The organism is Brevundimonas sp. NPDC090276 (assembly GCF_044772165.1).
In the GTDB taxonomy this organism is placed as follows: domain Bacteria; phylum Pseudomonadota; class Alphaproteobacteria; order Caulobacterales; family Caulobacteraceae; genus Brevundimonas.
In genome coordinates this window covers 415,940-439,467 of the sequence record NZ_JBIVYK010000003.1, presented here as the reverse complement: position 1 = coordinate 439,467, position 23,528 = coordinate 415,940, and the positions used below count along the sequence as shown (strand labels likewise).

Genomic DNA, 23,528 nt, shown 5'->3' with positions numbered 1-23,528 from the left:
TTTCTAGCGCTTGAAGAGGCCGCCCAGGGCGTCGCCGATGCCGCCCGGCAGGTTGTTCAGCAGGCCGCCCAGCAGGTCATCGGCGCCCTCGGCCGAACCGTTTGGCGTCAGACGGTCGACAGCTTCCGGCAGCAGGCCCGCCAGCGTCTCGCTGGCCTGTTCCGGGGAGACGCCCAGCTTCCTGGCGAAGTCGGCGATGGGGCCCGAGCCGAGCACCGAGGCGATCTGCTCGGCCGAGATTCCGGCGTTGGCGCCCTTGCCGATCCAGGAGGCGGCCACGTCGCCCAGGCCGTTCTGACCGAACTTATCGGCCAGACCGGCGACGCCCCCCTGGCCCTTGAGCAGGTCCGACAGGCCGCCCGCGGCGTCGTCGCCGAGGCCGCCCAACACGTTATCCAGAAGTCCCATGGTCATTCTCCGATGTGAAGCCGGCAGTATGGGGGAACCACGCGAAGCGTGTGTGGCGGGATTGCAAACGATCGCAAACCCCGCCGCCGGGACGTGGCCCTAGTTGCGGGCCGAGTTGGAACTGGAGGTCACGGCCTGACCGGCGGCCGACAGGTCGCGGCCCACGCCGGCCACGGTGTTGCAGGCGGCGGTGGTCAGGGCGGCGGCGATGACGCCGAGGATGATGAGCTTGCGCATGGGAATTCCCCGAAAAAAGACGATTGGCGACTTAACGTGAAGCTTGACCACAAGGTTGCATGGCCAATTCATCCTTCAATCTGCTAACGGCGATCTTATGACGCAAGCTCTCGATACCGCCGCCCGCCGTCTGGTCGACACCCTCGTGATGAACGGGATCGACAAGGTCTTCTGTGTGCCGGGCGAGAGCTATCTGGCCGTGCTCGACGCCCTGGCCGACGTGCGCGATAGCATCGAGGTCATCGTCTGTCGCCATGAAGCCGGCGCCGCCAACATGGCCGAGGCCTATGGCAAGCTGACGGGCAAGCCGGGCGTCTGCATGGTCACGCGCGGACCGGGCGCGACCCATGCCTCGATCGGGGTGCATACGGCGCATCAGGACTCCACGCCGATGATCCTCTTTGTCGGCCAGATCGCCCTGACCGACCGCGGCCGGGGCGCCTTCCAGGAGGTCGACTACCGCGAGGTCTTCGGCGGTTTGGCCAAGTGGGCGACCGAGATCGAGAGCCCCGAGCGCACCGTCGAGGTGGTCGAGCGCGCCTTCGCCACGGCCTTGCAAGGTCGCATGGGTCCGGTGGTTGTGGCCCTGCCCGAGAACATCCTGCATGACCACGGCGGCCCCGCCCCCGTGCGTCCTGTGGTCGCCGCCAGGGCCGCGCTGGACCCGGCCTTCGTCGAACAGGTGAAGGCGCGTCTGGCCAAGGCCGAGCGCCCCATGCTGATTCTCGGCGGCTCCGGCTGGACCGACGCCGCCACTGACGCCATTTCCGGCTGGGCCGGGCGTCTGGGCCTGCCCGTCGCCCTGTCCTTCCGCCGCAAGGATCTGATCCGCAACGATCATCCGGGCTATGCGGGCGATCTGGGTCTCGGCCCGAACCCGAAACTGGTCGCACGCGTCAAGGACGCCGACCTGTTGCTGGTGATCGGGGCCCGCATGGGCGAGAATCCGACCCAGGGCTATACCCTGCTGGACCGCGCCAGGACCGCCGAGACCCTGATCCACATCCATCCGGGCGCGGAAGAACTGGGCCGCGTCTGGGCGCCGAGCCTGTCGGCCGCTTCCGACAACTCCCTCGCCGCCTTGGCTTTGTCGACCATTGATCCGGGCCGAAACTGGAGCGAGCAGGGCGCTGCCGCCCATGCCGATTTCATGACCTTCTCCTCGCCCATCGAGGTCAAGAGCGTGGTCAACATGAGCGAGGTCATCGCCCATCTGGCCGAGGTTCTGCCGGAAGACGCCATCCTGACCAATGGCGCGGGAAACTTCGCCGCCTGGCTGCACCGCTTCCACCGCCATCAGGCTCGCCGCACCCAACTGGCCCCGACCTCGGGCGCCATGGGCTACGGCTATCCGGCGGCTCTGGGGGCCAAGGTGGTCGATCCGTCGCGCGAGGTGGTCTGCATCGCCGGTGACGGCGACTTCATGATGAGCGCCAATGAGATGGCCACGGCGGCCCAGTACGGCCTCGGCGTCATCGTGGTGGTCGTGGACAACGGCACTTTCGGCACCATCCGCATGCACCAGGAGCGGGACTACCCGACCCGCATCATCGCCACCGAGCTGAAGAACCCCGACTTCGTCAAATACGCCGAGGCCTTCGACGCCTTCGCCGTGCGCTGTGAGGCGACAGAGGCCTTCCCGGCGGCCCTGGCTGCAGCGCGGGAAGCGGCGGCGGACGGTCGTCCGGCCCTCATCCACCTGATCACCGACGCCGAGCAGATCGCGCCGGGGCGGACGATCACCGACCTGCGCGGGACCTGAAGTCACCCCCTGCGGCGTCCGGCGGCTTGCGCCCGACGCCGTGAGGGGGAACAGTGCCGCCTCGCAGTTTCGAGGGGGTTTCATGCGTCGTTTTCTGATCTCGTCCGCCGCCGTTCTGGCGCTTTGCGCCGTGGCGCCCGCCGCCATGGCCCAGCCCGCGGCGCGCGCCGCCTCGTCGCAGGCGCAAAGCGAGGACGCCCGCCTCGACGCCTTCTTCGAGCAGGCCTTCCAGGCGCGCATTGCGCTGAGCCCGCAGCAGATGACCTCGCTGGGCCTCAAGACCGACTACGGCAAGCTGGACGACGTGTCCGATGCCGCTGCGGCCCGTTCGCTGGCCCTGCAAGAGGCGCAACTGGCGCAGATGAAGGCCGAGTTCGATCCGTCGAAGCTCAGCCCCCAGAGCAAGATGTCCTGGCGTCTGTTCGAGTATGGGGTGCAGCAGGCGCGCCTGTCGAACCAGTGGCGCGACTGGAACTTCCAGTTCGCGGCCAACGGCAACCCGACCACCAGCCTGCCGGTCTTCCTCATCAACAACCATCGCATCAGCAGCGTCTCGGACGCGGAGGCCTATGTCTCGCGCATCAACGAGGCCGAGCGTTACATGGGGCAGGTGGCGACGACGCTGAAGGCCCGCGCCGCCGAGGGCGTGGTCTCGCCGCGCTTTGTGTTCGAGCCCTCGATCGAGAACACCCGTGCGGTCATCACCGGCGCGCCCTTCGACAACGGCGCGGACAACCCGGTCTGGGCCGATTTCCAGAAGAAGGTCGGGGCGCTCGACGCTGATCAGGCGACGAAGGATCGGCTGCTGGCCTCGGCCCGCGCCGCCCTGACCGGCCCCTACAAGCGCGGCTTCGACAATGTCCTGACGGCCCTGGCCGAGGTCCGGCCGCTGGCCGACAGCGACGCGGGCGTCTGGCGGCTGCCGCAGGGCGAGGCCTACTACAACGCCCGCCTGCAGCTCTCGACCACGACCGATCTGACCGCCGACCAGATCCATCAGATCGGTCTGGACGAGGTCGCCCGCATCCAGGCCGAGATGGAGGTCATCAAGGCCAGGGTCGGCTTTGACGGCTCGCTGCAAGACTTCTTCGTCTTCCTGAAGACCGATCCGCGCTTCCAGTATCCGAACACGCCGGAGGGCAAGGAGCAGTATCTGACCGACGCGCGAGCGTTCATCGCCCAGGTCATGGCGGTGGCGCCGCAGTGGTTCTCGACCCTGCCCAAGGCGGCGCTGGAGGTGCGCGCCGTCGAGCCCTTCCGCGAGGCCACGGCCTCGATCGCCTTCTACAACGCCCCGGCGCCCGACGGGTCGCGACCGGGCATCTACTACGTCAACCTGTCGGACATGACCCAGGTGCTGAAGCCCCAGATCGAGGGTATCAGCTATCACGAAGGCGCGCCGGGCCATCACTTCCAGATCGCCTATGCGCAAGAGATCGAGGGCCTGCCGCGCTTCCGTCGCTTCGGCGGCTACGGCGCCTACGCCGAGGGCTGGGGTCTCTACGCCGAGCAGCTGGGCAAGGAGATGGGCTTCTATCAGGACCCCTATTCGGACTTCGGCCGTCTCTCGACCGAGCTGTGGCGCGCGGTGCGTCTGGTGACGGACACCGGCCTGCACGCCAAGCGCTGGAGCCGCGAACAGGCGATGGACTACTTCCGCCAGAACTCCCTGTTGTCGGAACGCGACATCGGCAAGGAGGTCGAGCGCTACATCACCAACCCCGGCCAGGCGACCAGCTACAAGCTCGGCGAGCTGAAGATCGAGGAGCTGCGCCACAAGGCCGAGACGGCGCTGGGGTCGCGCTTCGACATCAAGGACTTCCATGCCGTGGTCCTCGGCTCCGGCTCGGTGCCGCTGGACGTGCTGGCCGATCAGGTCGACGCTTGGATCGCGGCGGGCGGTGGCAAGCCGAGCGCCTGAGGCTCGCGCCATACTCTCGCATTTGGGTCGTTAGAGCGGTAAAGGGCCGCCATGCCCTTTACCGCCACCGTCCTGACCATGTTCCCCGAGGCCTTTCCCGGGCCGCTCGGCGTGTCGCTGATCGGCACCGCCTGGCGCGAGAAGGGGCTGTGGGATCTGCAGACGCTGGACATTCGCGCGTTTTCCGAAGATAAGCGCGGCTTCCTGGACGACACCCCTGCGGGTGGCGGTCCTGGAGCCGTGTTGAAAGCGGACGTGGTGGCCCGGGCTCTAGACAGTCTCGAAGGCCCGCCCCGGCCGCTTTTGTACATGAGCGCACGCGGTCGACCCCTGACGCAGGCGCGAGTGAAGGAATGGGCCAAGGCCGACGGTATCGTCGTGCTTTGCGGTCGTTTCGAGGGGGTGGACCAGCGGGTGCTCGACGCACGCGGGTTCGAGGAGGTTTCCGTCGGAAACGCGGTCCTCGCCGGTGGCGAGGCGGCGGCCATGGTGGCGATCGAGGCGTGCGTACGACTGGTTCCCGGTGTTCTTGGCGCGGCTGAAAGCCTGTCGTCCGAAAGCTTCGAGGACGGTCTTCTGGAACACCCGCAGTACACGCGACCGCGGACGTTCGAGGGGCACGACATTCCTGAGGTGCTGCTGTCGGGCGATCACAAGAAGATCGCGCAATGGCGGGAAGCGCAGCGGGAATTGACGACGCAGGAACGGCGCCCGGACCTCTGGGCGGCGCATCTTGCAAAGACGGCTGCGGAGCCTGGCTCCGCCAAATCAAAGGTAAAGGGCGCAAAAGCCCGAGGAGAATAGAATGAACATCGTCCAGCAACTCGCTGCCGAAGAAAAAGCCCGCCTGCTCGAAGGCAAGACCATCCCCGACTTCCAACCGGGCGACACCCTGCGCGTCAACGTGCGCATCAAGGAAGGCGAGCGCGAACGCATCCAGGCGTTCGAAGGCGTCTGCATCGCCCGTGACGGCGGCGGCATCAACGAGACCTTCACGGTCCGCAAGATTTCCTTCGGTGAAGGCGTGGAGCGTCGCTTCCCGATCCTGTCGCCGAACGTCGACTCCATCGAAGTGAAGCGTCGCGGCGTCGTCCGTCGCGCCAAGCTGTACTACCTGCGCGACCGTCGCGGTAAGTCGGCCCGTATCGCCGAGCGCCAGACGGTTCGTCCGGCCAAGGGCGCAAGCGTTCCGGTCACCGGTTCGGCTGACAAGGGCGACGAAGCTTGATCCAGGCTTCGGCTCTGCGCTGAAAAGATCGAGGCCCCGGCGGAAACGCCGGGGCCTTTCTTTTTGGGGCGCTATCGTGCGCGACGCGGTCGCACGCTGCTTGAGCGCTACCGCGGGCGCAGGGGGTCGTCTGCGTCGTGCTGGCCTTCCAGGCTACGTCGCAGCAGGTGCATCTGCTCATGGCCGGTTTTAACGGCGGCGTAGGCGCGGCGGATGGTTTCGCGGGTCGTGGCGGACAGGGTCTCGTCCGCCAGGGCGTGCTCGAAGCGCGCCTGAAGGTGTTGTTCGTCATTGTCGACAGCGCTGACGACGGCCTGTTCCTCGCGGATCAGGGCGTGCTTGATGTCCGTGAAGGCGCGCTGGGCCTTGGCCAGGATGGAGCGGTCCTCGCTGATCTCTCCGCCCATGCCGTGCACCGCCGCCTGCAACTCGGCCGCCGTCTGCCGGCGCTCGTTGCTGCGCTCGGCGAAGAGGGCGCGATGGCGGTCGTCATCGGTCTGGGCCGCCGCCTCGGCATAGCCGTCGGCGCTGTCGATCAGGCCTCCGGCCAGATCGTTCAGGACCTTGATGTCATGACTGTTGGGAGAGTTCACCGGACACCTCCGTGGCTGACGCAGGTGAAACCCGCGCCAGCGGCGAAGGTTGCCCTTCGCCCTACAGCTTGGTGCGCAGCGACCAGAGTTCGGGGAAGCAGCGGCGCTTCAGCGTCTCGACCAGATAGCCGACGCCGTCGGTGCCGCCCGTGCCCTGACGACGGCCGATGATGCGCTCGACCGTCACCACGTGCTTGTGCCGCCAGGTCAGCAGGGCGTCGTCCAGATCGACCAGCTTCTCGGCCAGTTGATACAGCGGCCACCAGCGCTCGGTGTCGCGGTAAACCTCCAGCCAGGCGGCCTCGACGCCCTCGGACGGCTCATAGGTCTGGCTGACGTCGCGGTTCAGCACCTCGGCGGGGACGGGCAGGCCGGCCAGCGACAGTTGTCGCAGAGCGTCGTCATAGAGGCTGGGGGCCTCCATGGCTGCGACCAGGGACGCATGGGCCTCGGGCCGTTCGACGTGGAAGCGCAGGAAGCGCGGGTCCTTGAGGCCCAGCATGGTTTCCAGGCGGCGGAACTGGTCGCTCTGGAAGCCCGAGCTGGCGCCCAGATCGCCCCGGAACTTCAGATAGTCCGAGGGGGTCATGGTGGCCAGGATGTCCCAGCTCTGGGTCATGACCGCCTGGATGCGGCTGACACGGGCCAGGCTCTTGTAGGCGGGCACCAGGTCGCCGGCGCGGATCAGGCTCTGGGCCAGGGCCATCTCGTGCAGGATCTGCTTGAGCCACAGTTCCTTGGTCTGGTGGATGATGACGAACAGCATCTCGTCATGCTGGTCCGAGCGCGGGTGCTGGGCGCTCAGCAGGTCGTCGAGCGAAAGATAGCCGGCATAGGTGATGCCGGTCGGCTCGTGCTTGGCCGTTTCGATGGCGTAGCCGCGAATGTCGTTATTTGCGTCGGTCATCCGCCACCTATCGCCGGATCAGGCCCGAAGAGCCAGCCCGGAGGCGACGGAAAATCAGTTGGCGGCGCGGGGCTCGTTGACGGCGGCGGCGGCCATCTGGCGGCCGTTGTCGAAGGCGTCGCGCGCGCCTTTGTAGACAAAGCCGTAGGTCGGATAGACGGTGGTGCCCAGGGCGTTGATCGGGTTGTACCAGACCTTGACCCGGCTCCAGTCGCCGGCCGGCGAGACGTCCACCACGGTGACGTTCTCCTCGACCTTGCCGCGGCTGCCGCCCCAGTTGGCGTGGGTGACGCGGATGACGCGGTCGGTCAGGATGTCGGAAACGACGGCGACGTGGCCCTTGTCCATGCGGCCGGTGGGCTGGAAGACCAGGACCGAGCCGGTTTCCGGGGCGCGGCCGGTGCGGAACTTGTCGACGGCCTGACGCCACCAGGTCCAGGCGTCGCCAAAGATGTTGATGCCCGAGAACATGCGGGCGAAGGTCACGCATTGCCAGTAGGCGTCGTCAGCCTTGGCCGGCGCAGGGCCGATCGCAAAGAAACCAAGGGTCGCCGCAACTGCGGCGGCTGTGAGCCGTTTCATCATCTGGCGTGCTCCCGACCAAAACGCGGACCAAGCCTTAGACTATAGTGTCGGAAGGTTGAAGAACCGTTTCCGACTGTTTCTCCGTGTGATCCACAGGCGCGCGTCGCCGCTCCGCCATTGCGCGCAGCGCCTTGCGGGCCGGGCGTTCGATCAGGTGATAGGTGGCGGAGGCCGCGACGATCAGGCCCAGAATGATCCCCAGCCATACGAGAAGGTGAAGGCGCTTGTCCTCGGCGCCGGTCGCCCGGGCGGCCAGATTGACCGCCAGAATCTGCCACGGCGCGCAGACCATATAGACCGAATAGCTGATCTCGCCGAGGTAGACAGCGGGCCTGGACCCCAGCCAGCCAGCGCGATCCTGTGGGATCGAGGCCAGGGCCAGGATCAGCAAACCAGCGGCCATAACAGTGATGGCGTCCCAGGCCAGAACCGAGGCGCTGGCGACCATGACGACGGCGGCGCTGATCGCCAGCAGCCGGGCGCGGGGCAGGGGCGCGCGGCGATAGACCAGGTAGAGGGCGCAGCCATAGGCGAAGCAGGGAACGATTCTCAGCGCGCCCCAGCGGAAGGTGGCCTCGGTCAGAGGGAAGCCCGCGAAGCGCTCAAACGCCGCGTAAAGCCCCATCAGGAAGACCGCCGCGCCCGCCGTCGCCACCCAGGGGCGCTTGCGCAAAGGCCAGGCGGCCAGGGCAAACAGGGGGAAGGCCAGATAGGCGAACCATTCCGCCGAGATCGACCAGGAGGGGTGGTTCCAACCGGCCTCGCCGGCGAAGCCCCAGGCGTGCAGCATCAGCAGGTGGGCGGGCAGGGTCTGCCAGCTCAGGACGCTGCCGTCGATGCTCATCCCCACGGCCACCGCCGCCAGACCGAGCGCCATCACCCCCAGCAGGGTGAAGACATGCAGCGGATAGACCCGTGCGATCCGCGCCCACAGAAAGCCGCGATAGGAGAAGCGCTTCTCGGCGAAGGCGTGCAGATAGACGTGGCTGAGGATGAAGCCCGACAGGACAAAGAAGAGCTCGACGCCCAGGTAGCCCTTGGCCGCCAGGTTCGGCAGGAAGCTGACGTTCAGATTGGGCCAGAAGGTGTAGAGCACGACCCATAGCGCCGCCATGAAGCGCAGGGCGGTCAACGGGCGAAGATCGACGGGCGTCGGGGTCATGCGGCCACCATGAGATAGCGCCGCTTTGGGAAGCGTTAAGCGGCCTGGGTCTCAACAGCAAGACCGGCGCCAGAAGGGGCCTATTCCACCCGACCGCTTTCACCCGCCTTCTCGATCGCCGCAACGGCGGCGGCGCAGCCGGTCAGGGTCTCGCCGCCGATCTCGACCCTGGCGGTCAGGGGATAGGTTCGGTCGCTCATGCCGTCCGAGCAGTCGGTAGCCGTCAGCGTGACGACCAGCGGGGTCTTGGCCTCGGTCTCGGTGGTCCAGGTCGCCACCGTGCCTTGCAGCGCCGGGCCGGGGTTGGCGGCCTTCTGCGCGGGGCGGTCGACGCCGGAATAGGTCAAACCTGCCGGGCTGATCTCAACGGCCCAGAAGGGTTCGGTTCCCAGCACGCGCAGAGGCTGGTCCAGATCGACGCCGGCCAGGGTGCGGGCTTCGACCGGGGCGGCGGGGGCCTTGTCAGCCGCCGGTTGCGAACAGGCCGTCAAGGTTGTCAGCGCGGCGGCGGTTGCGAAAATGAGGGCGAGGCGCATGGCAGGCTCCGTTTCGGGTCGATGCTCAGGAACCGCAGGCGCGATCCCCGGTCAAGGGCAGGCGCCAAACGCGTCGCGCTGGGTTATGCTGCCGGACATGACGAATCGCGTCGCCGCCCCTTCCGTTCCCCTGACCGCCTGCGAGTTCTTCGCGGGGGGCGGTTTGGCGGGTCTGGGCCTGTCACAGGGGTTGGTCGGGTTCGAAACGATCTTCGCCAACGACATCGATCCGATGAAGGCCCGCGCCTTCCGCGCCAACCACGTCGGGACTTTGCTGGCCGAGGGCGACGTCTGGGGTCTGACCCCCGCCGACATCCCCGGAACCCCGGACCTGTGCTGGGCTTCGTCGCCTTGCCAGGACGTCAGTCTGGCGGGCGCGCGCGGCGGTCTGAAGGCCGTGCGCTCGGGCGCCTTCTGGGGCTTCTGGAAGCTGATGCAGGGGCTGGACCTGGAGGGCCGGGCGCCGCGCATCATTGTCATCGAGAATGTCGCTGGTCTGCTGACCTCGGGCGAGGGGGCTGACTTCGAGGCCGTCTGCGCCGCCATGGTCGAGGCCGGCTATCGCGTCGGCGCCCTGGAGATGGACGCGGCCCTGTGGCTGCCCCAGTCGCGGCCGCGCCTTTTCGTCGTCGCCATGCGCGGGGTCGACGGGCCGACAGCGACTGCGCCGAGCGGGCCTTTCCACACGCCGCGTCTGATCGCCGCTCACGCCCGCCTGTCCGAGGCGGTTCAGGCCCAGTGGGCCTGGTGGGCCCTGACCCCGCCGCCGCGCCGCAACCTCGACCTGTCGGCGGTGCTGGAGGCGAAGGTTCCGGTCTTCACCAAGGCCCAGACCAAGGTGCTGCTGGCCATGCTGTCGCCGCTGCATAGGACGCGGCTGGACGCCGTCCTGGCGTCGGGCGAGCGCCGTGTCGGCGCGGCCTTCCGTCGGGTGCGCACCCTGGACGGGGTCAAGCATCAGCGGCTGGAGCTGCGCTTCGACGGGCTGGCGGGCTGTCTGCGCACGCCGTCCGGCGGCTCGTCGCGTCAGTATGTGCTGATCTGCGACAAGGGCCGGGCGAAGATGCGCCGCCTGACCGGGCGCGAGGCGGCGCGGTTGATGGGGGTGTCGGACGACTATCAGTTGCCCGAGAGCGAGAGCGCGGCCTTGAAGCTGATGGGGGATGCGGTCGCTGTGCCGGTGGTCGAGGCCCTGACGCGGCAGTTGTTCGAGCCCGCGCTAGGCGTCCGGGCGGATGGGGCGGTCGCCGCCTAGTATTGCAGATCGTCGTCTTCGGCTTCGTCGCGGCCGGGGTCCAGATGGTTGTCCACCCGGTCGTCCCAGCCCTCGCGATCCGAGCGGAAGGCCAGGCTCATCAGCAGCCAGGCCAGGCCGACGGTGCAGAGCACGCCCAGGCCCATGGCGATCCAGCCGTGGATGGACATCGGTCCGCCGCCGATCAGTCGCCAGTATCCGGCCAGACCAAACACGGCGACGGCGGCGATCGCGACCGCCAGGCCGAGGGCCAGCAGGAACCGTCCTGCCCGACCTTCGACCCGGGGCGTTTTCATCGCGTCAGATCAGCGCTGGACCCACTGGCCCGCGGCGTTCTTGTACCACTGGCCCGAGCTGATGCGCGGTAGCAGCTGGGTTTCGAACATCCGGGCGCCGGCCACTTCAGCCGTGGTGCCGGCGTCGGCGGCGCTGCGGGCATAGGCCTGGCGGCGACCGGCGTTGGTCGCGCTGACGGCGGCCTGGGTGTCCGGGGTCACCGAGGTGCGCACGCCGAGGTAGCCGTCCGCCTGCTCGCCGACGGAACCGGCGGCCTTGGCCTGGTCGACCAGGGCTTTTTGCGAGGCGGTCTGGGCCACGGCGGCTCCAGCGGCTGCGCCGAGGGCGGCGACGGCGGCGACGGCCACGAAGAGTTTGCGATTGATCATGTTCAGCCCCTTTCTTGAACGGTCAGAACAGGTTGGGATTTTCGCGCAGGAGGTTCTGCAGTTCCTGGTCGAGCTTGATGCGGATGTCGGCGTCCAGCTTGGCGTAGATCTGCAGCGGCTCGCTGAACTTGATGTTCACCGTGGGCGCGCAGGCGGCGACGCTGGCGGCGGCGAGGCCGAGCAGGGCGATTTGACGCTTGCTGATCATGAGGCCGGTCTCCGGAAGGCGGCGGTTGAAGTCATGGCGATCTAACGCCTCGGTGCGTGAACGGGTTCTGAACAAAGCGGCGCCGTATCTCAAGGCGTTTTCGGATCAGGAGCGGACCCGTTCGCGGATTTGCCCCACTCCATCAGGTCGGACACGATCTGGTTGGCGTTCCAGGTGGTGTCCAGCGTCAGATCGATGGGGGTGTCCGACGGCAGGTTCAGCTTCTTGTTCAGGAAGTCGCGGCGGATCAGCTCCATCCAGCTCAGGCGCAGTTGCTCGCGCTCGGGCGGGTCGTGCCGTCCGTTGATGTGGAAGCGAACCCCCAGCCGTCCGGCGTCCAGGCTGTTGACCTCTGCGCTCAGGTCGCTGATCGCCAGGTCCTGCATGGCCTGATAGGCCAGATCCTGCATGGTGTTGGGCGGCAGGGCCGCCGCGGCGTCGCCCCCGCCCGCCGCGAGGTCGTCGAAGACCTCGGGCTGGATCGACAGGCGGCCGGGCCGCACGGCGTTCAGCACCCCGCCAGTGATGCGCCAGCCGGTGTCGGGCGCATAGGTGAAGGGCAGGCGGCCCGAGACCACGGAATCCAGCTCGGCCTTCTCCTGCAGATTGGCGCTCTTCAGCAGTTCGTTCAGCTGGACGCGCTCCACCACGATCACCCCGCCCCAGGCCTCGCCCGGCGTCAGGGGGATGTTGAAAGGCTCGATGCTGATACGGCCGCCCGCCGCCTCGATCTTGCCGCCCGCCAGGTTCAGGGCTTTCTCGTCGAGGGCGAAGCGCAGTTCCAGCGCGGTCAGGGGGGTGACCGTCTCCAGCCGGTCCACTGTCAGCACCTGATCCGGGGCGGTGATCAGAGGGGTCAGGCTGGTGAACTCGACGCGACCCTTCAGGCCCTGCACCTTGCCTGCGGGGCTGGTGAAGTCGAGTTCGGGAATGGTGGCGACGCCGGAGCTGGTCGAGGTGGTCGGCGACCAGTCGATGCGTCCCTCGAACCCGGCCGAGCCTTCAACCGGCGACTTCAGATAGTCGGCGGCCAGGGGGCTGAGGTCGCTGGGTTGCAGGCCGTACTGGCTGAAGGCCAGGTTGGGCGCGCTGATGGTCACGCCGCCCGCCTCGGCCTTGCCGTCGTGGCGCAGATCTATGCGGCCGACGGCGTATTCCAGGCGGCTCAGGTCGAACTCGCCGCTCCAGACGTCATTGGCCAGTCGCGCCTCGCCAACCGCCGTCAGAGGCAGGAAGCGTAGTGGATCGGTGGTGTCGGAGACCTGGGCGCGAGACACGCTGGCCGTCATCGACAGGCCAGCGGGCTTGCCGTCCACGACCAGCCGGCCCTGAGCTTCCGAGAAACGCATGGCCAGGAAGGGGGCGGTAGCCTCGACACCCGTCAGGGCTCCCTGCGCCCGCCAGCTGCCGTTGGCCGCCGTGATCAGCGGGGCGTCGGATGGGCAGAAGCGACCAGCCACGTCCGTCACATCGTTCTCGCCCAACTCGAGCTTTTCAACGCTGAGCGGGATGCAGTCGTTAGTCGTATAGGTCAGCCGTCCGCCGTTCGACCCCAACTCGCCCTTGGTCGACAGGGCGATGTTGCGCGCCGGGCCGAAGTCCAGCGCCGCCTGGCCGTCCAGAGCGGCGCGGAAGCCGCCGGATGTCAGGCTCCACGACGGCACGGCGATCCGGGCCTCGGGCAAGCCGCCGCCGCGTTGCGACGTGATGCTCAGGGCGCCGCCGCCCGGCTGTCCGGCCTCAGCCGCGAACAGGGGCGTCCGAGCGGGCGCCAGCGTCAGCAGACCGCCGTTGGCCGGGCGGGCCGTGATCGGGCGCGTCAGGACCAGCTCGGTGCCGGCGCTGCCGGCGGCCAGTCTGATCCCGGGGGCGTCGAGCGCGAAGGCGCCCAGCGCCCGCTTCAACTCGGCCATCTCGGGCAGGTCGTCCTTCATCGGCACGCCCAGGCCCGGCCAGGCGGCGCGGGCGGCCGAAAGGGCGCCGGTTGCGGTCATGCGGGTCACGCCGTCGCGCACCAGATCCAGGTCCAGTCGGCCGCGCGCCTCTTTCAGGCTGAGGTCGCCGGCATTCAGCTGCCCGGCGTTCAAGGCCAGCGGCCCCTGCACCTCGAAGGCCGCGTCGCGCCCGCCCGCCGTCAGGCTGTCGGACGTCAGGACCGCCCGGGTCAGGCGGCTTTCCGCCGCCGTTCCGCTGTCCAGCCGGATCGCGGCGGGTGAGGCCACGCGCCACTCAAGCCCGCGCTGGCCGCGCTTGACCATGAGGTCGGCGCGGCTGAGGGCCAGATCGGCGCCGCGCGCCGTCATCCCTTCGCCAATCAAGTGTTGGGCGCGCACCCGCGTCTGACCCTTGCCGATGATCTGGAAGGTTTCAATCCAGCCCTCGGTCCGGCCGTCGAAGTCAAGCGCCGCCTCGGTCTTGCGCCCCTCGACGCCGCCCGCCTTCAGGGCGTCGGCGCTCAGGCGGGCGGCGATAACGGCGCGCCCGTCGCCGCGACGCTTCTTCAGGTCGGGGTAGGGCAGGTCGCCGGTCAGGCTCAGATGGGCGGCGGTCCCCTCGGCCTCTTTCGTCGCGAAGCGCTCGGCGGCGGCTTCGACCTTCAGCGCCACGCGGTCGCCGACGGTGGTCAGATCGACGGCGGCGCTCAGGCCGCGCGCCTCGATGTCGGCGCTCTTCAGCGAGGCGGCGGGCAGGCGGGCGTTGAGCCGCATCAACTTGCTGTCGTCGATTCGCGCGTCGGCCAACACCTGAACCGGCCCGTATTCGGTGTTGATGCGGGCGCGGCCGCCCTCGACGATGACCAGGGGCGCGCGCTGGTCGGGGCGCGGCGGTCTGGCCATGAACTCCTCGATCAGTGGGTCCAGCGAGCCGAGCGAGAACTTGCCGGCCTTCCAGCTGGCGCGCGCCAGGGGGCGGACCAGGCGGATGCGGCTGGGGGTGACGCCCAGCCCCGTCTTGGACCAGGGCATGCCCAGGGCGTAGTCGACCTCGACCCGTTCGACCTTGAAGTCGGGGTTGCGCGGATCGCCGATGCTGACTTTGCCGACGAAGCCGTCGATCTCCAGCCGTTCCACTTCGACGTCCGCGTCGATGCCCTTGCGGTCCAGCCAGCCGGTCAGCAGTTCGCGGGCAGCGGCGCGCCGGTTCAGATAGAGGGCGGCGACCAGCACGATCAGCAGCAGAAGGCCGATCAGCAGGATGATCAGCGCTGTCCGGACGGCAGAGCGCGGACGACGGCGGGGGTGCGGCTGGGCCTCAAGCCGGGGCTCGGGCTGGGTAGCGGGCGTTTCGTCGGTCAAAGGGCTCGGCGTTCGTCGGCGGATGGAGGGGCAACAACGCCACAGATTGCTCGCGGACAACAGTTGTGACCGCATGAACACTGAGGCGTGGCGCTTCAGTCACTGTTCAGTCAAGCAAGGCGAGAAAAGGGCGCTTCGTCGCCGATGATTCAGGAAAAACAGTGGAATACTTGGGCGCATCCCGGCCAAGTTAACCAAATGTAACCTACGCGCTTCCCAAGATGGGACGGACGGGCTATATCGCTCGCTTCGCGTTTTCGGGGCTGCCGGGGGCGCGATCCATGATTCGAATGGTTTGGCGCTGCGAGGCGTCGTCGATTGCCGGGGACCGATGGCTCAGTTCGATCCGCGCCGCCAGCCCATGCGGCTTGCGCCGCACCTCCTGACGACAGCTGCGGCTGTGGCTATCGCCCTCGTGGCGGGTCAAGCCTATGAACCGGTCCGCGCCGAGGAAGTTCCCGCGCTGACGTCGGAACAGATCGCCTATCTCGAGACCCAGGCCTACGCCGCCGCTGGCGCGCCCGCTGGTCTGACCGCTCCCGAATCCATTCCCGTACAAATCCGCCGCGGCGAAACCTTCGAGCAGGCCGTGCGCCGCACCGGCATCGGCGCCGACGAAGCCAGCGCCGTCGCCGCCACCATCGCCAGCGCCTTCGATCTCAAGGACATGCGCGCGGGTCTGAAGTTTGAAACCGCCGTCTCCAAGCCGCGCGGCGGCCGGGGCGACGCCCGCCTGATCGGCCTGACCATGCGCACCGGCCCGGCCAGCCAGCTGACCGTGTCACGCAGCTTCGACGGCGCCCTGCGCCTGCGCGCCCTCGATGAAAAGGTGACGCACGAAACCGTCGTCGCCAACGACAAGGTCCAGCGTTCGCTGTCGGCCAGCGCCCGTGAACTGGGCGCCACCTCGGCGGTCGTCCGCCGCGCCAGCCAGTTGTTCGCCCACAAGTTCGACATGCAGCGCGACGTGCGCGCCTCGGATGAGTTCACCCTGGTCTTCGACCGTTCGGTGACCGAGGCGGGACGCACGGTGGAGACCGGCGACCTGCTGTACGCCGAGCTCAAGGGTCACGCCTTCTACCGCTATCAGCGCCCCGGCGCGAAGGCGGCGGAATATTTCGACGCCACCGGCAAGAACACGCGCACCGCCATGATGCGCACTCCGCTGACCAGCTTCCGCCGCGTCAGCTCCAACTTCGGCGTCCGCACCCACCCCATCTCGGGCTATCGCAAGATGCACCAGGGCATGGACTTCGCCGCCACCACCGGCACGCCCGTCGTGGCGCCCGCCGACGGCGTGGTCGTCGAGGCCCGTCGCTGGGGCGGTTACGGCAACTGGCTGCGCATCCGCCACGCCAACGGCCTGGAAAGCGGTTACGGTCACCTGTCGCGCTATGGTTCGGGCATCCGCGCCGGTCAGCGCGTGTCGCAAGGCCAGGTCGTCGCCTATGTCGGCTCGACCGGCGCCTCGACCGGCCCGCACCTGCACTACGAAATCTGGCGCAACGGTCAGCGGATCAATCCGTCCGGCATCAAGACGCAGGAAGGCACCGTCCTGGCAGGCGCCGACCTGGCCGCCTTCCGCGCCGAGAAGAGCCGCATCGACCGCATCATCGCCGCTGGGGGCCAGCGTCGTCCCGTGGTGCAGCAGGCGTCGGCCTCGGGTCTGCGCTCAGTCGAAGGTTAATGGCGGGGGCGTCGCGCCCCCTCCCTTATCCCACCAGCATCGGCGTCCGGCCCTGGGTCGGGCACTGGACGCCGTGCACGCGCACGTCGGCCTCGCCCAGCTTCAGTCCCAGCAGGTCGAGCAGGGGCTGCACCACCCCGTCCAGCACCGGGCCCAAGGGGGTCAGCAGCACGCCCAGCGCCCCCACCAGGTCGCCCAGGCCCAGGCCGCCCAGCGGACCCAGTCCGACCTCTGCCTTCAGATCTCTCAGCAGGCTGACGATCAGGCCGTTGACGAAGCCCCGAGCTCGCACCGACTTGGCGGTCTGGCTTGAGATGTCCGAGGCGTTGAACGCAGCCTCCTGCCAGTTCAGGTCGGCGATCTCCAGATCGGCCTGTGCCGTCAGCGTCACCAGCTTCAGCACCGACAGCACAGTGGCGGGGGAGTTGGTCAGCGGCGCCTTGAAGTTCTTCAGCTTCGCCTCGTCGACGGTTGCGATGCGGGCTCGCGCGACCCCGGGGCGCACGGCCACCGTCACGGCTGACGCGCCGACGCAATTGATCCGGCTCAGTTTCGCCTCGGAAGACGCCGCTTCGATGAGGATCGGCAGCTTGACCTGGGCCAGGCCGGACAGGCTCTGCGCCGTGGTCGCCTTGAGATAGATGCGCGCCTGGGCCGTGCGGATGACGGGGTCGCCCTTGCTGGTGATGGTCAGCCAGGGCGACTTGTTCGGTCGCTCGCCTATGGCCAGCAGGATGTCGAGGTCGGCCAGCCCGGCGCGCGCGCCCAGGTCCAGCGCCACCTGACGGTCGCTGTTGGTCGTCTCCAGCGTGGCCATGATCAGATCCAGGACCGAGACGTCGGCGTTCAGCGCCTCGCGTAGTCCCTGTTTGGCGCCTGCTTCGACCCCGATCAGATCCTTCAGCTTCAGCTTGGCGTCGACCGGCAGGCGGGTCAGCTTGCTCAGGGCGGACGTGGCGTCGGCGCTGGCCACGGCCTCCAGCGCCTTGAGCGCCTCGCCGGTGGTGACCTCGTGCTTCAGCAGGGCGTCGTAGTCTCCTGCCGTCAACTCGAGATCTGTCGCCAGCGCGTCCGAGAACTGCAGCAGATTGACCCTGGCCCCGGCCAGGGCGCGGTAGTCCATGACGGTCAGGGAGACATTGCTGCCCAGCAGGCCTGACAGCAGGGCGTTGGCCACGCCGCCGTCCAGACTGGCCAGGCGCGAGCCGATCGAGAACATGGCCTGAGGCTGGCCGCCGGGGATCGCCGCCGTCGCCGTCCGGCGCACAGTCAGGCTGTCTCGCTGCAGAATCCAACGGCCGAAGAAGAGGGGGGCGGGGGCCGTCACCTCGACCTGAGCCGCGTTCGGGTCGGTCGCGCCCGGACTGAAGCGGTCCTTGGGCTTGAGGCGCGGGTCGGCGACATAGCCGCCCTTGACCACCCTGACGGCCTGAAGATCGCTCAGGTTGGCCGAGGCCGTGGCGCGGGCGGCCGCGTCTGCGCGCGCCAGGTCGTGCGCCGCCGCCATGGCCGACAGATCGGCCGTGCCCTGGATCTGGCGCGCCTTCAGCGTGACGGAGCCGACATCCACCGCCAGCGCCGCCAGCAGACACAGAATCCCTCCGAACAGGGCGGTCATGACGCCGACGCCGCCCCGCTCGTCCTGCAATCCCTGCAGGGCGTTCATCTCAGTAGCCGCCCAGCCGAACCACCGCTGTCCTGCGGATGGTTTTGGGCGGCGAGGGAATGAGCCCTGACAGGGCCATCAGCGGGTGGTCGCTGGCGTCATAGGCGATGTTGACCCGGATGACCGAGGGCGTGCTCTCGACGGCCACCGCCGCCTTGCTCGCGTCCAGTCCCAGGTCGCCAACCTGGGCGCCGACCAGGGCGCGGGCCAACTGCTCACGCTCGGCCGGGTCGAGACCGGCGATGGCCGCCCGCGCGCCTTCGGACGCGATCGCCTGGACGGAATGGGCCATCCAGAACCAGCTGCCGTACATGATCATGCCGAACATCAGCATGATCAGCAGGGGGGCTACGACGGCGAACTCGATCGCCGCCACCCCGCGTCGGTCACGCCTGAACCGGGAAAGAAGTCGCCTCATGGTCGAGCCTCACTCTTTTGCGGTGATCAACGTAATGCAATCACCGTTAAGCGGTAATAAACGCATAGGTTGAATTCGCGAGTGCCGCCGAAGCTTCATTTGCCGCCGCCGGTCCAACGTCCACCTGGCGAGCTTTGCAATAGTTCCGAGCGTTTGATGGACGGGCGTAACCCAAACAACATCTGGTGGTGCGGACAGGAAGACATGCGGTTGATCCGGACCGCATTGCTCGCGACGCAATCGAGCGCCTTGAGCCGAGGCGCGTGACAGGCTAGAGAGAACGCTTGGCGAACGTCAGTGTAGGGCGACCTGTGAACTGGAGCGAGCGCGCTTTGGGTTCAGGTTTATAATGTGCTGGAATCGTTGAGAAATGCGGTCGTAGTTCAGAGGTAGAACGTCAGCTTCCCAAGCTGAATGTCAGGGGTTCGATTCCCCTCGGCCGCTCCAACACTTAGCCGATTTTTGGGTGCCCGTTTTGCACCCGGTTTTGCAGTTTACGTTCTTGGACCGTTCTCGAGTCGGCGGATGGTGTCCCGCAGCAGCTCGTCCTTTTTGACGTAGCGGTCGATCATTCGATCCACTCGGGTTTCTGACCAGCCCACCACCATTGCGATTTCTTGCACGGTCAGGCGTCCGTAAAACCGGGTTGCCGCAGTCCCTCTTAGGTCGTGAAAGTGAAGCTTCAGGCCGGACTTCTTCAGGGCTTTGTTCCAGCTAGACCCGAAGCCTGAGCGCCAAGGAAGTCCGTCAGAGTTGGTCAGGATCGTCGTTGCGCGTTTGGGGATGCTGTCGAGCAACTGTCTCAGTTCCTGATAGATTGGTATGATAACGGTTCGACGGTTCCGGCTCTTGCCAGTCGTAAACTCGATGGAATTCAGACCGACGTGAGACCATGCCATCTTCAGTAGGTCGCCCTGCCGTTGGCCGGTCAGTGCAGCAAGGCGAACAGCCCAGCTAATCTCTGGAGAGGCGACGTTGCAGAGCTTCTGAATGTCTTCCTGAGTCCAGATGATCTCCGAACGATTGGCCCTGTAGAGGCTTGGAATGCCTTTGCAGGGGTTAGCCTGAATATGGCCCTCTCCCACGGCATAGGAGAGCAACCGTGAGAGCACTTGAACGGCGTAGTCGGCGGTGCGTGGTGTCGCGCGCCATTGGTCGCGCCATTTTCGAATGTGCACTCGGATTTGAGGCCGGTCGAACTGCCTAAGAGAGAGAGTTCCGAAGTGCTCTTGGATACGGTCGATCCAAGGCGTCCACTGGCGTCGGGTGCTAGCTGCCAGCGTAGTGTAATCCTCACTTCCCCTAAAGCAGGTGCATAGCCAAGCGACTGTATGCTTGGGAGTTTGCCTACGCGTCGCCAGAGCCTCGTTTAGCTCCGCAATGAATTCCGGGGTTCCGGGCTTGCTGAGAAGGCGGGGGGCTCCTCTACCTCTCCATGCATAGTGATAGGTACGGCCCTTGGCGGTGACTACGTACACGCCTTTGAGGTCGATTTTAGCGATGGCGGTTCTCCCATTCTCGCAGTTCGGCTTCCAATGCGTCGGGGCTCTGCCCTTGGCCATCTAGAACGAGTGTCACATGGCCGTCTGGAGCGAGGATCACCGATGTTGGCGATTGGCCCCGCTCAGACAGCGAACGCAGAATTTTATCGACATTGGCGGCGTTCACCACTGGCCTTTTTTTGCGGGGCTGAGCTTGCTGCATGGTCCTGTAAAAATGAAAAAGGCCCACGACGAAAAGTCGGGGCCAAACGTTTATATTAGTAATTAGTCTGTTTACATTAGTAGTAACGAGAAAGAAATCTCGCTCGATTGCCTCGCCGGACAGGTGTTGCTCCATCCAACTTGTCGGTATATACCCGCCGACACGCCTCAATTCAACATGAATTTTGCGGTGAGAGGCGGATTTTTCTATCTTTATACTATTAGGAACCGATCTTGAGGAAATATTACTCAAATTCTTATTGCAGCAATTGCAACGAGAGTTTCGCCAGCATTACTGTCGTCAATCTGGTTAGGCCTAGCCTTCCTTTCGTGGCAGTCGCCCTCACAATGTCGCGGGGGATTGTGCGTTGAGCGCCAGATTCATCCTCAAAGAGTGCAGTGAGCCTAGCGCCCAGATTTGCGAGTTCGCGAAACAGATCGAGGGGCTGATTGCGCCCCACCAGAACCGCAAGAAAGCTAGAAAGCCCGACGATCAGAAGCGGTACGACGCTACGCTTCTGGCGTTCTCTGCGGCGCTGGCCCAACAAGCCTTGATGCCTATCTGGGCTCAGGAGGGAGTTCCCCTGACATTTCGTCACAAAGCCTACGTGGGCTCACCGCTTAGCGTGACAGCACTGGCAGACATTAGGGATAGCGCCGAAAAGGCGGGACTTATCGCGGTCCAAAAGGGCTTCTTCGACAAGGAGCAGGGAGATGGGCAGGTCACGCGGATACATCCCCGCGTCGGCGCTCAGTCCCTCGCCATGAAGTGCGACCTAACCTCTGCAATGCTGGTTCATGCGCCTGAGATCACCACCGTCCTGAACGATCCAGCCACAGATCAGGTCATGCCCGATGAGGTAGCGTCGGAGGATGCCATTGTGCGTCGGTTCAACGATCAGGTTGCACACGCCGATATCAAGCTGACAGCTTCAGCATTGGAACTGGCGAGGCAGCGCGCCTCTGAAGCCGGGCGGACCGAACTCAACGTAAAGGGCTACGATCCCGGCAAGGTCTATCTAACCCGCATCTTCAAAGGAACGTGGGAGCGTGGAGGTCGCCTGTATGGGGGCGCATGGCAGAACCTCCCTCAAGAGGCGCGGCTTGGCCTGACGATCAACGGAGAGGCTGTGGTGGAACTGGACTACGGAGCCATTCAACCTTCCATGCTCTATGCGCAGAAGGGTCTTTCTCTAGATTTCGATCCCTACATCGTCCCCGGCTTCGATATTCCTCGCGAAGTGGGGAAGGTCCAATTCAACCGGCTGATCAATAATAGTGGGAAGAAACCCGTAAAGGGCGGGCTGAAATTCGACAAAGAGACGCAGAAGTATTTTTCAAATAGGGATCAATTTCACCTATATATATATGCAATGAAGGAGATGCATACAGCCATATCCGATTTCTTCAGTTCCGATGCTAGCCTGAAACTTCAATATCTAGACAGCTCTCTCGCCCTATCGGTGATCAATCGATGCTTGGATGAGGGCATTGTCTGCCTACCCGTGCATGACAGCTTCATCGTTCCCGAGCCACATCACGACCGGCTGAGAGAGATAATGCTCTCCGAGTATGAGGCTACTTTTAATCAACAAATTGTTGTTCATTGCAATTGTTGCAATGTGACTGGCAATATATAATATTCCTTCAGCATTTCTACGCATCATAATATATAGATATTTGCTTCGGTTTACGTTCATTACTGGAAGGCGTAAGTATCAGTCGCAGCGATCTACGTTGTGATATTTGGTGGATGGACGCAAAATCTCATTGAAGGCCGATTTAAGGCTCACCCACAGCAATTTCGGCCTCAGCGAAGGGGTGGATACCAGAGACGTTGCAAGGAGGCTGTACGGCTCGGAAAAGGACCTTCTCGGGCATCCCCGGTCGAGAGGCTCGCCACGCGACCTCACAATTTTTGTCGCTCCTATCCCTTTGTCAGGAAGAGGCCGGGGGGCTGAGATTGCTGAGATTCAATACTCTGAGGGCTTCGGGAGGAAAGGTCCGCTTCCCGGCAAATCGAAAATAGGAGCTTGCGAACCGATGGCGATATCTGGGCGGCCCGTAGGTTGAAATATTGCCGCCAATCTTTCTGTAGACAACAAGCAAGATGCTTTAGTTCAATCGCTAAAAACTATTCTACACCATAGTCGACTGGATACACCGTCCTACGGTATCGACCCAACTTATTCCCAACGCGAGAGTTGATCGACAAGTCGATTGTCACCGGGTTTGCAGTTCCGTGGCCGTAATAGATAAAGGCGAACATAAAGCGGAACGGCTCACCCCCTTCGACCGGGATCATCGTCACAGTCCGAGGCAAGTCCGAATCTTCCTCCTCGAAACCATGCTCCCGGATTTCGCCCGTAAATCGGTTCTCGGTCCCCGGTAGGAACATGACGATACGCGCCCCGTCTGGCCGCACTTTATGAAGCGTCGCTATCAGGCCCTGATGACCGTGATCCGCTTGGAAGAAGGCTTCCACTGCGACCTGCCCCAGACCCACCGTGCCTACACGAAGCTCCAATCGGTTCCGCTGCCGCTGGATGCGTCCATAGGCGAGTTGGATAAGTGGCGTGGCTATAGACACCACAATCGCGAGTATTGAAGTCAGCAACGCTGCGAAGGCAATCTTGTCTGACGTCTGCATGTGTTCCCGACCTACGATGCCATTCAGCAAGCTTAGCAGCACTAGCACCGACATCCACCCTAGCGAACGTTCAGAATGCCCGCTTCTAGTGCGCTAGGATGCAATGGCCCGATAGACACTGGCCCTTCCGACTTTCAGACGGCGAGCGATCTCAGCGGGGCCGATACCCTCGGCGTGTAGAGCCTTTACCTGATCAACAGGCACAGACGGTTTGCGTCCCTTGTACCGCCCCTCAGCCTTGGCCTTATCGATACCTTCCCGCTGCCGTTCTCGCCTTAGGTCCAGTTCGAACTCTGCGAAGCTGGCAAGCATGTTCAGCATCAGACGTCCTGACGACGTCGTTGTGTCTATAGCTCCCTGTTGAAGGGCTTTGAACTCGACCTTCTTCGCTGTGAGGCGATCCACCACCTCCCTCAGGTCGATCATTGAGCGAGCAAGGCGGTCTAGACGGGTGACAATCAGCACGTCTCCCTCGCGCACATAGTCGAGAGCTAGGGCTAGCTGCTCGCGCCCCTCCTGACTGCTCCCGCTCCGCTTCTCTTCGAAGACCTTCTCGCAACCAGCGGCTACAAGCTGCTCTCGCTGGATTTCTAGCGACTGGCCTGTGGAGCTAACCCGCGCATAACCGACAATAGCCATAG

Annotated in this window: 23 protein-coding genes and 1 tRNA gene; 8 read left to right on the top strand and 16 right to left on the bottom strand. The window is 65.4% G+C overall.

The window, feature by feature from the left end; genetic code table 11:
• Positions 1–3 precede the first annotated feature (3 nt).
• Both ACIQTU_RS14010 and ACIQTU_RS14005 read right to left on the bottom strand, forming a co-directional pair.
• The gene (locus ACIQTU_RS14010; RefSeq protein ID WP_400548312.1) at positions 4–408 is read right to left on the bottom strand and encodes a YidB family protein; all 405 of its coding nucleotides are present in this window, start codon (positions 406–408) and stop codon (positions 4–6) included.
• Positions 409–507: 99 nt separating this feature from the next.
• The gene (locus ACIQTU_RS14005) at positions 508–645 is read right to left on the bottom strand and encodes an entericidin A/B family lipoprotein (protein ID WP_400548309.1); all 138 of its coding nucleotides are present in this window, start codon (positions 643–645) and stop codon (positions 508–510) included.
• A gap of 97 nt (positions 646–742) precedes the next feature.
• Here ACIQTU_RS14005 and ACIQTU_RS14000 point away from each other — a divergent pair, with 97 nt between their 5' ends.
• The 4 genes from ACIQTU_RS14000 (at position 743) to rplS (ending at position 5,556) form a co-directional block, all read left to right on the top strand.
• On the top strand, positions 743–2,407 hold the full coding sequence (locus tag ACIQTU_RS14000; protein WP_400548307.1) for a thiamine pyrophosphate-binding protein: 1,665 nt from the start codon (positions 743–745) through the stop codon (positions 2,405–2,407).
• 82 nt (positions 2,408–2,489) lie between these two features.
• Positions 2,490–4,328: a DUF885 domain-containing protein gene (locus ACIQTU_RS13995; RefSeq protein WP_400548304.1), complete on the top strand. Its 1,839-nt coding sequence runs from the start codon at positions 2,490–2,492 to the stop codon at positions 4,326–4,328.
• A 51-nt stretch (positions 4,329–4,379) separates the two neighbouring features.
• The gene (gene trmD, locus ACIQTU_RS13990; RefSeq protein WP_400548301.1) at positions 4,380–5,132 is read left to right on the top strand and encodes a tRNA (guanosine(37)-N1)-methyltransferase TrmD; all 753 of its coding nucleotides are present in this window, start codon (positions 4,380–4,382) and stop codon (positions 5,130–5,132) included.
• A 1-nt stretch (position 5,133) separates the two neighbouring features.
• The gene (gene rplS / locus ACIQTU_RS13985) at positions 5,134–5,556 is read left to right on the top strand and encodes a 50S ribosomal protein L19 (RefSeq protein ID WP_400548298.1); all 423 of its coding nucleotides are present in this window, start codon (positions 5,134–5,136) and stop codon (positions 5,554–5,556) included.
• A gap of 107 nt (positions 5,557–5,663) precedes the next feature.
• Here rplS and ACIQTU_RS13980 read toward each other — a convergent pair whose 3' ends face one another.
• From ACIQTU_RS13980 to ACIQTU_RS13960, 5 genes are all read right to left on the bottom strand, one after another.
• Positions 5,664–6,149 carry a PA2169 family four-helix-bundle protein gene (locus ACIQTU_RS13980; RefSeq protein WP_400548295.1) on the bottom strand — a complete coding sequence of 162 codons (486 nt, stop codon included), beginning with the start codon at positions 6,147–6,149 and terminating at the stop codon, positions 5,664–5,666.
• Positions 6,150–6,210: 61 nt separating this feature from the next.
• Entirely contained in the window at positions 6,211–7,056 is an 846-nt protein-coding gene (locus ACIQTU_RS13975; protein ID WP_400548292.1) for a tryptophan 2,3-dioxygenase, read from the bottom strand.
• A gap of 54 nt (positions 7,057–7,110) precedes the next feature.
• A complete protein-coding gene (locus tag ACIQTU_RS13970; protein WP_400548289.1) occupies positions 7,111–7,641 on the bottom strand; it encodes a CHAP domain-containing protein in 531 nt (176 codons plus the stop codon).
• A 34-nt stretch (positions 7,642–7,675) separates the two neighbouring features.
• Positions 7,676–8,803 (bottom strand): acyltransferase family protein, encoded by a 1,128-nt coding sequence (locus ACIQTU_RS13965; protein WP_400548286.1) that lies wholly within the window; start codon positions 8,801–8,803, stop codon positions 7,676–7,678.
• 80 nt (positions 8,804–8,883) lie between these two features.
• Positions 8,884–9,339, bottom strand: coding sequence for a COG3650 family protein (locus ACIQTU_RS13960; protein ID WP_400548283.1), 456 nt, complete (start codon positions 9,337–9,339; stop codon positions 8,884–8,886).
• 97 nt (positions 9,340–9,436) lie between these two features.
• Between ACIQTU_RS13960 and ACIQTU_RS13955 the strand changes: the two genes are divergently transcribed.
• Positions 9,437–10,594, top strand: coding sequence for a DNA cytosine methyltransferase (locus ACIQTU_RS13955; protein WP_400548280.1), 1,158 nt, complete (start codon positions 9,437–9,439; stop codon positions 10,592–10,594).
• Here the strand turns inward: ACIQTU_RS13955 and ACIQTU_RS13950 are convergent.
• The 4 genes from ACIQTU_RS13950 to ACIQTU_RS13935 form a co-directional block, all read right to left on the bottom strand.
• On the bottom strand, positions 10,591–10,890 hold the full coding sequence (locus ACIQTU_RS13950) for a hypothetical protein (RefSeq protein WP_400548277.1): 300 nt from the start codon (positions 10,888–10,890) through the stop codon (positions 10,591–10,593). The two genes, ACIQTU_RS13955 and ACIQTU_RS13950, sit on opposite strands and share 4 nt — an antisense overlap.
• Positions 10,891–10,899: 9 nt before the next feature.
• On the bottom strand, positions 10,900–11,259 hold the full coding sequence (locus ACIQTU_RS13945) for a YdbL family protein (protein ID WP_400548274.1): 360 nt from the start codon (positions 11,257–11,259) through the stop codon (positions 10,900–10,902).
• A gap of 22 nt (positions 11,260–11,281) precedes the next feature.
• On the bottom strand, positions 11,282–11,467 hold the full coding sequence (locus ACIQTU_RS13940; RefSeq protein WP_400548271.1) for a YnbE family lipoprotein: 186 nt from the start codon (positions 11,465–11,467) through the stop codon (positions 11,282–11,284).
• An 89-nt stretch (positions 11,468–11,556) separates the two neighbouring features.
• On the bottom strand, positions 11,557–14,763 hold the full coding sequence (locus tag ACIQTU_RS13935) for a YdbH domain-containing protein (RefSeq protein WP_400548268.1): 3,207 nt from the start codon (positions 14,761–14,763) through the stop codon (positions 11,557–11,559).
• 400 nt (positions 14,764–15,163) lie between these two features.
• On the opposite strand from ACIQTU_RS13935, the gene ACIQTU_RS13930 reads away from it, so the two are divergent.
• Entirely contained in the window at positions 15,164–16,450 is a 1,287-nt protein-coding gene (locus ACIQTU_RS13930; RefSeq protein ID WP_400548265.1) for a peptidoglycan DD-metalloendopeptidase family protein, read from the top strand.
• Positions 16,451–16,475: 25 nt separating this feature from the next.
• Here ACIQTU_RS13930 and ACIQTU_RS13925 read toward each other — a convergent pair whose 3' ends face one another.
• Positions 16,476–18,116 (bottom strand): TadG family pilus assembly protein, encoded by a 1,641-nt coding sequence (locus tag ACIQTU_RS13925; RefSeq protein ID WP_400548262.1) that lies wholly within the window; start codon positions 18,114–18,116, stop codon positions 16,476–16,478.
• A gap of 1 nt (position 18,117) precedes the next feature.
• Entirely contained in the window at positions 18,118–18,534 is a 417-nt protein-coding gene (locus ACIQTU_RS13920) for a TadE/TadG family type IV pilus assembly protein (RefSeq protein ID WP_400548259.1), read from the bottom strand.
• Positions 18,535–18,906: 372 nt separating this feature from the next.
• On the opposite strand from ACIQTU_RS13920, the gene ACIQTU_RS13915 reads away from it, so the two are divergent.
• Positions 18,907–18,981 (top strand) — tRNA-Gly (locus tag ACIQTU_RS13915).
• A 47-nt stretch (positions 18,982–19,028) separates the two neighbouring features.
• Here ACIQTU_RS13915 and ACIQTU_RS13910 read toward each other — a convergent pair.
• Positions 19,029–20,096 carry a tyrosine-type recombinase/integrase gene (locus tag ACIQTU_RS13910; RefSeq protein ID WP_400548256.1) on the bottom strand — a complete coding sequence of 356 codons (1,068 nt, stop codon included), beginning with the start codon at positions 20,094–20,096 and terminating at the stop codon, positions 19,029–19,031.
• Positions 20,097–20,605: 509 nt separating this feature from the next.
• On the opposite strand from ACIQTU_RS13910, the gene ACIQTU_RS13905 reads away from it, so the two are divergent.
• The gene (locus ACIQTU_RS13905; RefSeq protein WP_400548253.1) at positions 20,606–21,877 is read left to right on the top strand and encodes a hypothetical protein; all 1,272 of its coding nucleotides are present in this window, start codon (positions 20,606–20,608) and stop codon (positions 21,875–21,877) included.
• Positions 21,878–22,371: 494 nt separating this feature from the next.
• On the opposite strand, the gene ACIQTU_RS13900 is transcribed toward ACIQTU_RS13905, so the two are convergent.
• Both ACIQTU_RS13900 and ACIQTU_RS13895 read right to left on the bottom strand, forming a co-directional pair.
• The gene (locus tag ACIQTU_RS13900; RefSeq protein WP_400548250.1) at positions 22,372–22,887 is read right to left on the bottom strand and encodes a hypothetical protein; all 516 of its coding nucleotides are present in this window, start codon (positions 22,885–22,887) and stop codon (positions 22,372–22,374) included.
• A 93-nt stretch (positions 22,888–22,980) separates the two neighbouring features.
• Positions 22,981–23,526, bottom strand: a complete 546-nt coding sequence (locus tag ACIQTU_RS13895; RefSeq protein WP_400548247.1) for a recombinase family protein — start codon at positions 23,524–23,526, stop codon at positions 22,981–22,983.
• Between the last annotated feature and the right edge of the window lie 2 nt (positions 23,527–23,528).

Bases quoted from the DNA above. Each gene is read 5' to 3' on its own strand.
- ACIQTU_RS14010 (WP_400548312.1), bottom strand. From the start codon at position 408: ATGGGACTTCTGGATAACGTGTTGGGCGGCCTCGGCGACGACGCCGCG.
- ACIQTU_RS14005 (WP_400548309.1), bottom strand. From the start codon at position 645: ATGCGCAAGCTCATCATCCTCGGCGTCATCGCCGCCGCCCTGACCACC.
- ACIQTU_RS14000 (WP_400548307.1), top strand. From the start codon at position 743: ATGACGCAAGCTCTCGATACCGCCGCCCGCCGTCTGGTCGACACCCTC.
- ACIQTU_RS13995 (WP_400548304.1), top strand. From the start codon at position 2,490: ATGCGTCGTTTTCTGATCTCGTCCGCCGCCGTTCTGGCGCTTTGCGCC.
- trmD (WP_400548301.1), top strand. From the start codon at position 4,380: ATGCCCTTTACCGCCACCGTCCTGACCATGTTCCCCGAGGCCTTTCCC.
- rplS (WP_400548298.1), top strand. From the start codon at position 5,134: ATGAACATCGTCCAGCAACTCGCTGCCGAAGAAAAAGCCCGCCTGCTC.
- ACIQTU_RS13975 (WP_400548292.1), bottom strand. From the start codon at position 7,056: ATGACCGACGCAAATAACGACATTCGCGGCTACGCCATCGAAACGGCC.
- ACIQTU_RS13970 (WP_400548289.1), bottom strand. From the start codon at position 7,641: ATGATGAAACGGCTCACAGCCGCCGCAGTTGCGGCGACCCTTGGTTTC.
- ACIQTU_RS13965 (WP_400548286.1), bottom strand. From the start codon at position 8,803: ATGACCCCGACGCCCGTCGATCTTCGCCCGTTGACCGCCCTGCGCTTC.
- ACIQTU_RS13960 (WP_400548283.1), bottom strand. From the start codon at position 9,339: ATGCGCCTCGCCCTCATTTTCGCAACCGCCGCCGCGCTGACAACCTTG.
- ACIQTU_RS13955 (WP_400548280.1), top strand. From the start codon at position 9,437: ATGACGAATCGCGTCGCCGCCCCTTCCGTTCCCCTGACCGCCTGCGAG.
- ACIQTU_RS13950 (WP_400548277.1), bottom strand. From the start codon at position 10,890: ATGAAAACGCCCCGGGTCGAAGGTCGGGCAGGACGGTTCCTGCTGGCC.
- ACIQTU_RS13945 (WP_400548274.1), bottom strand. From the start codon at position 11,259: ATGATCAATCGCAAACTCTTCGTGGCCGTCGCCGCCGTCGCCGCCCTC.
- ACIQTU_RS13940 (WP_400548271.1), bottom strand. From the start codon at position 11,467: ATGATCAGCAAGCGTCAAATCGCCCTGCTCGGCCTCGCCGCCGCCAGC.
- ACIQTU_RS13925 (WP_400548262.1), bottom strand. From the start codon at position 18,116: ATGAACGCCCTGCAGGGATTGCAGGACGAGCGGGGCGGCGTCGGCGTC.
- ACIQTU_RS13920 (WP_400548259.1), bottom strand. From the start codon at position 18,534: ATGAGGCGACTTCTTTCCCGGTTCAGGCGTGACCGACGCGGGGTGGCG.
- ACIQTU_RS13910 (WP_400548256.1), bottom strand. From the start codon at position 20,096: ATGGCCAAGGGCAGAGCCCCGACGCATTGGAAGCCGAACTGCGAGAAT.
- ACIQTU_RS13900 (WP_400548250.1), bottom strand. From the start codon at position 22,887: ATGCAGACGTCAGACAAGATTGCCTTCGCAGCGTTGCTGACTTCAATA.
- ACIQTU_RS13895 (WP_400548247.1), bottom strand. From the start codon at position 23,526: ATGGCTATTGTCGGTTATGCGCGGGTTAGCTCCACAGGCCAGTCGCTA.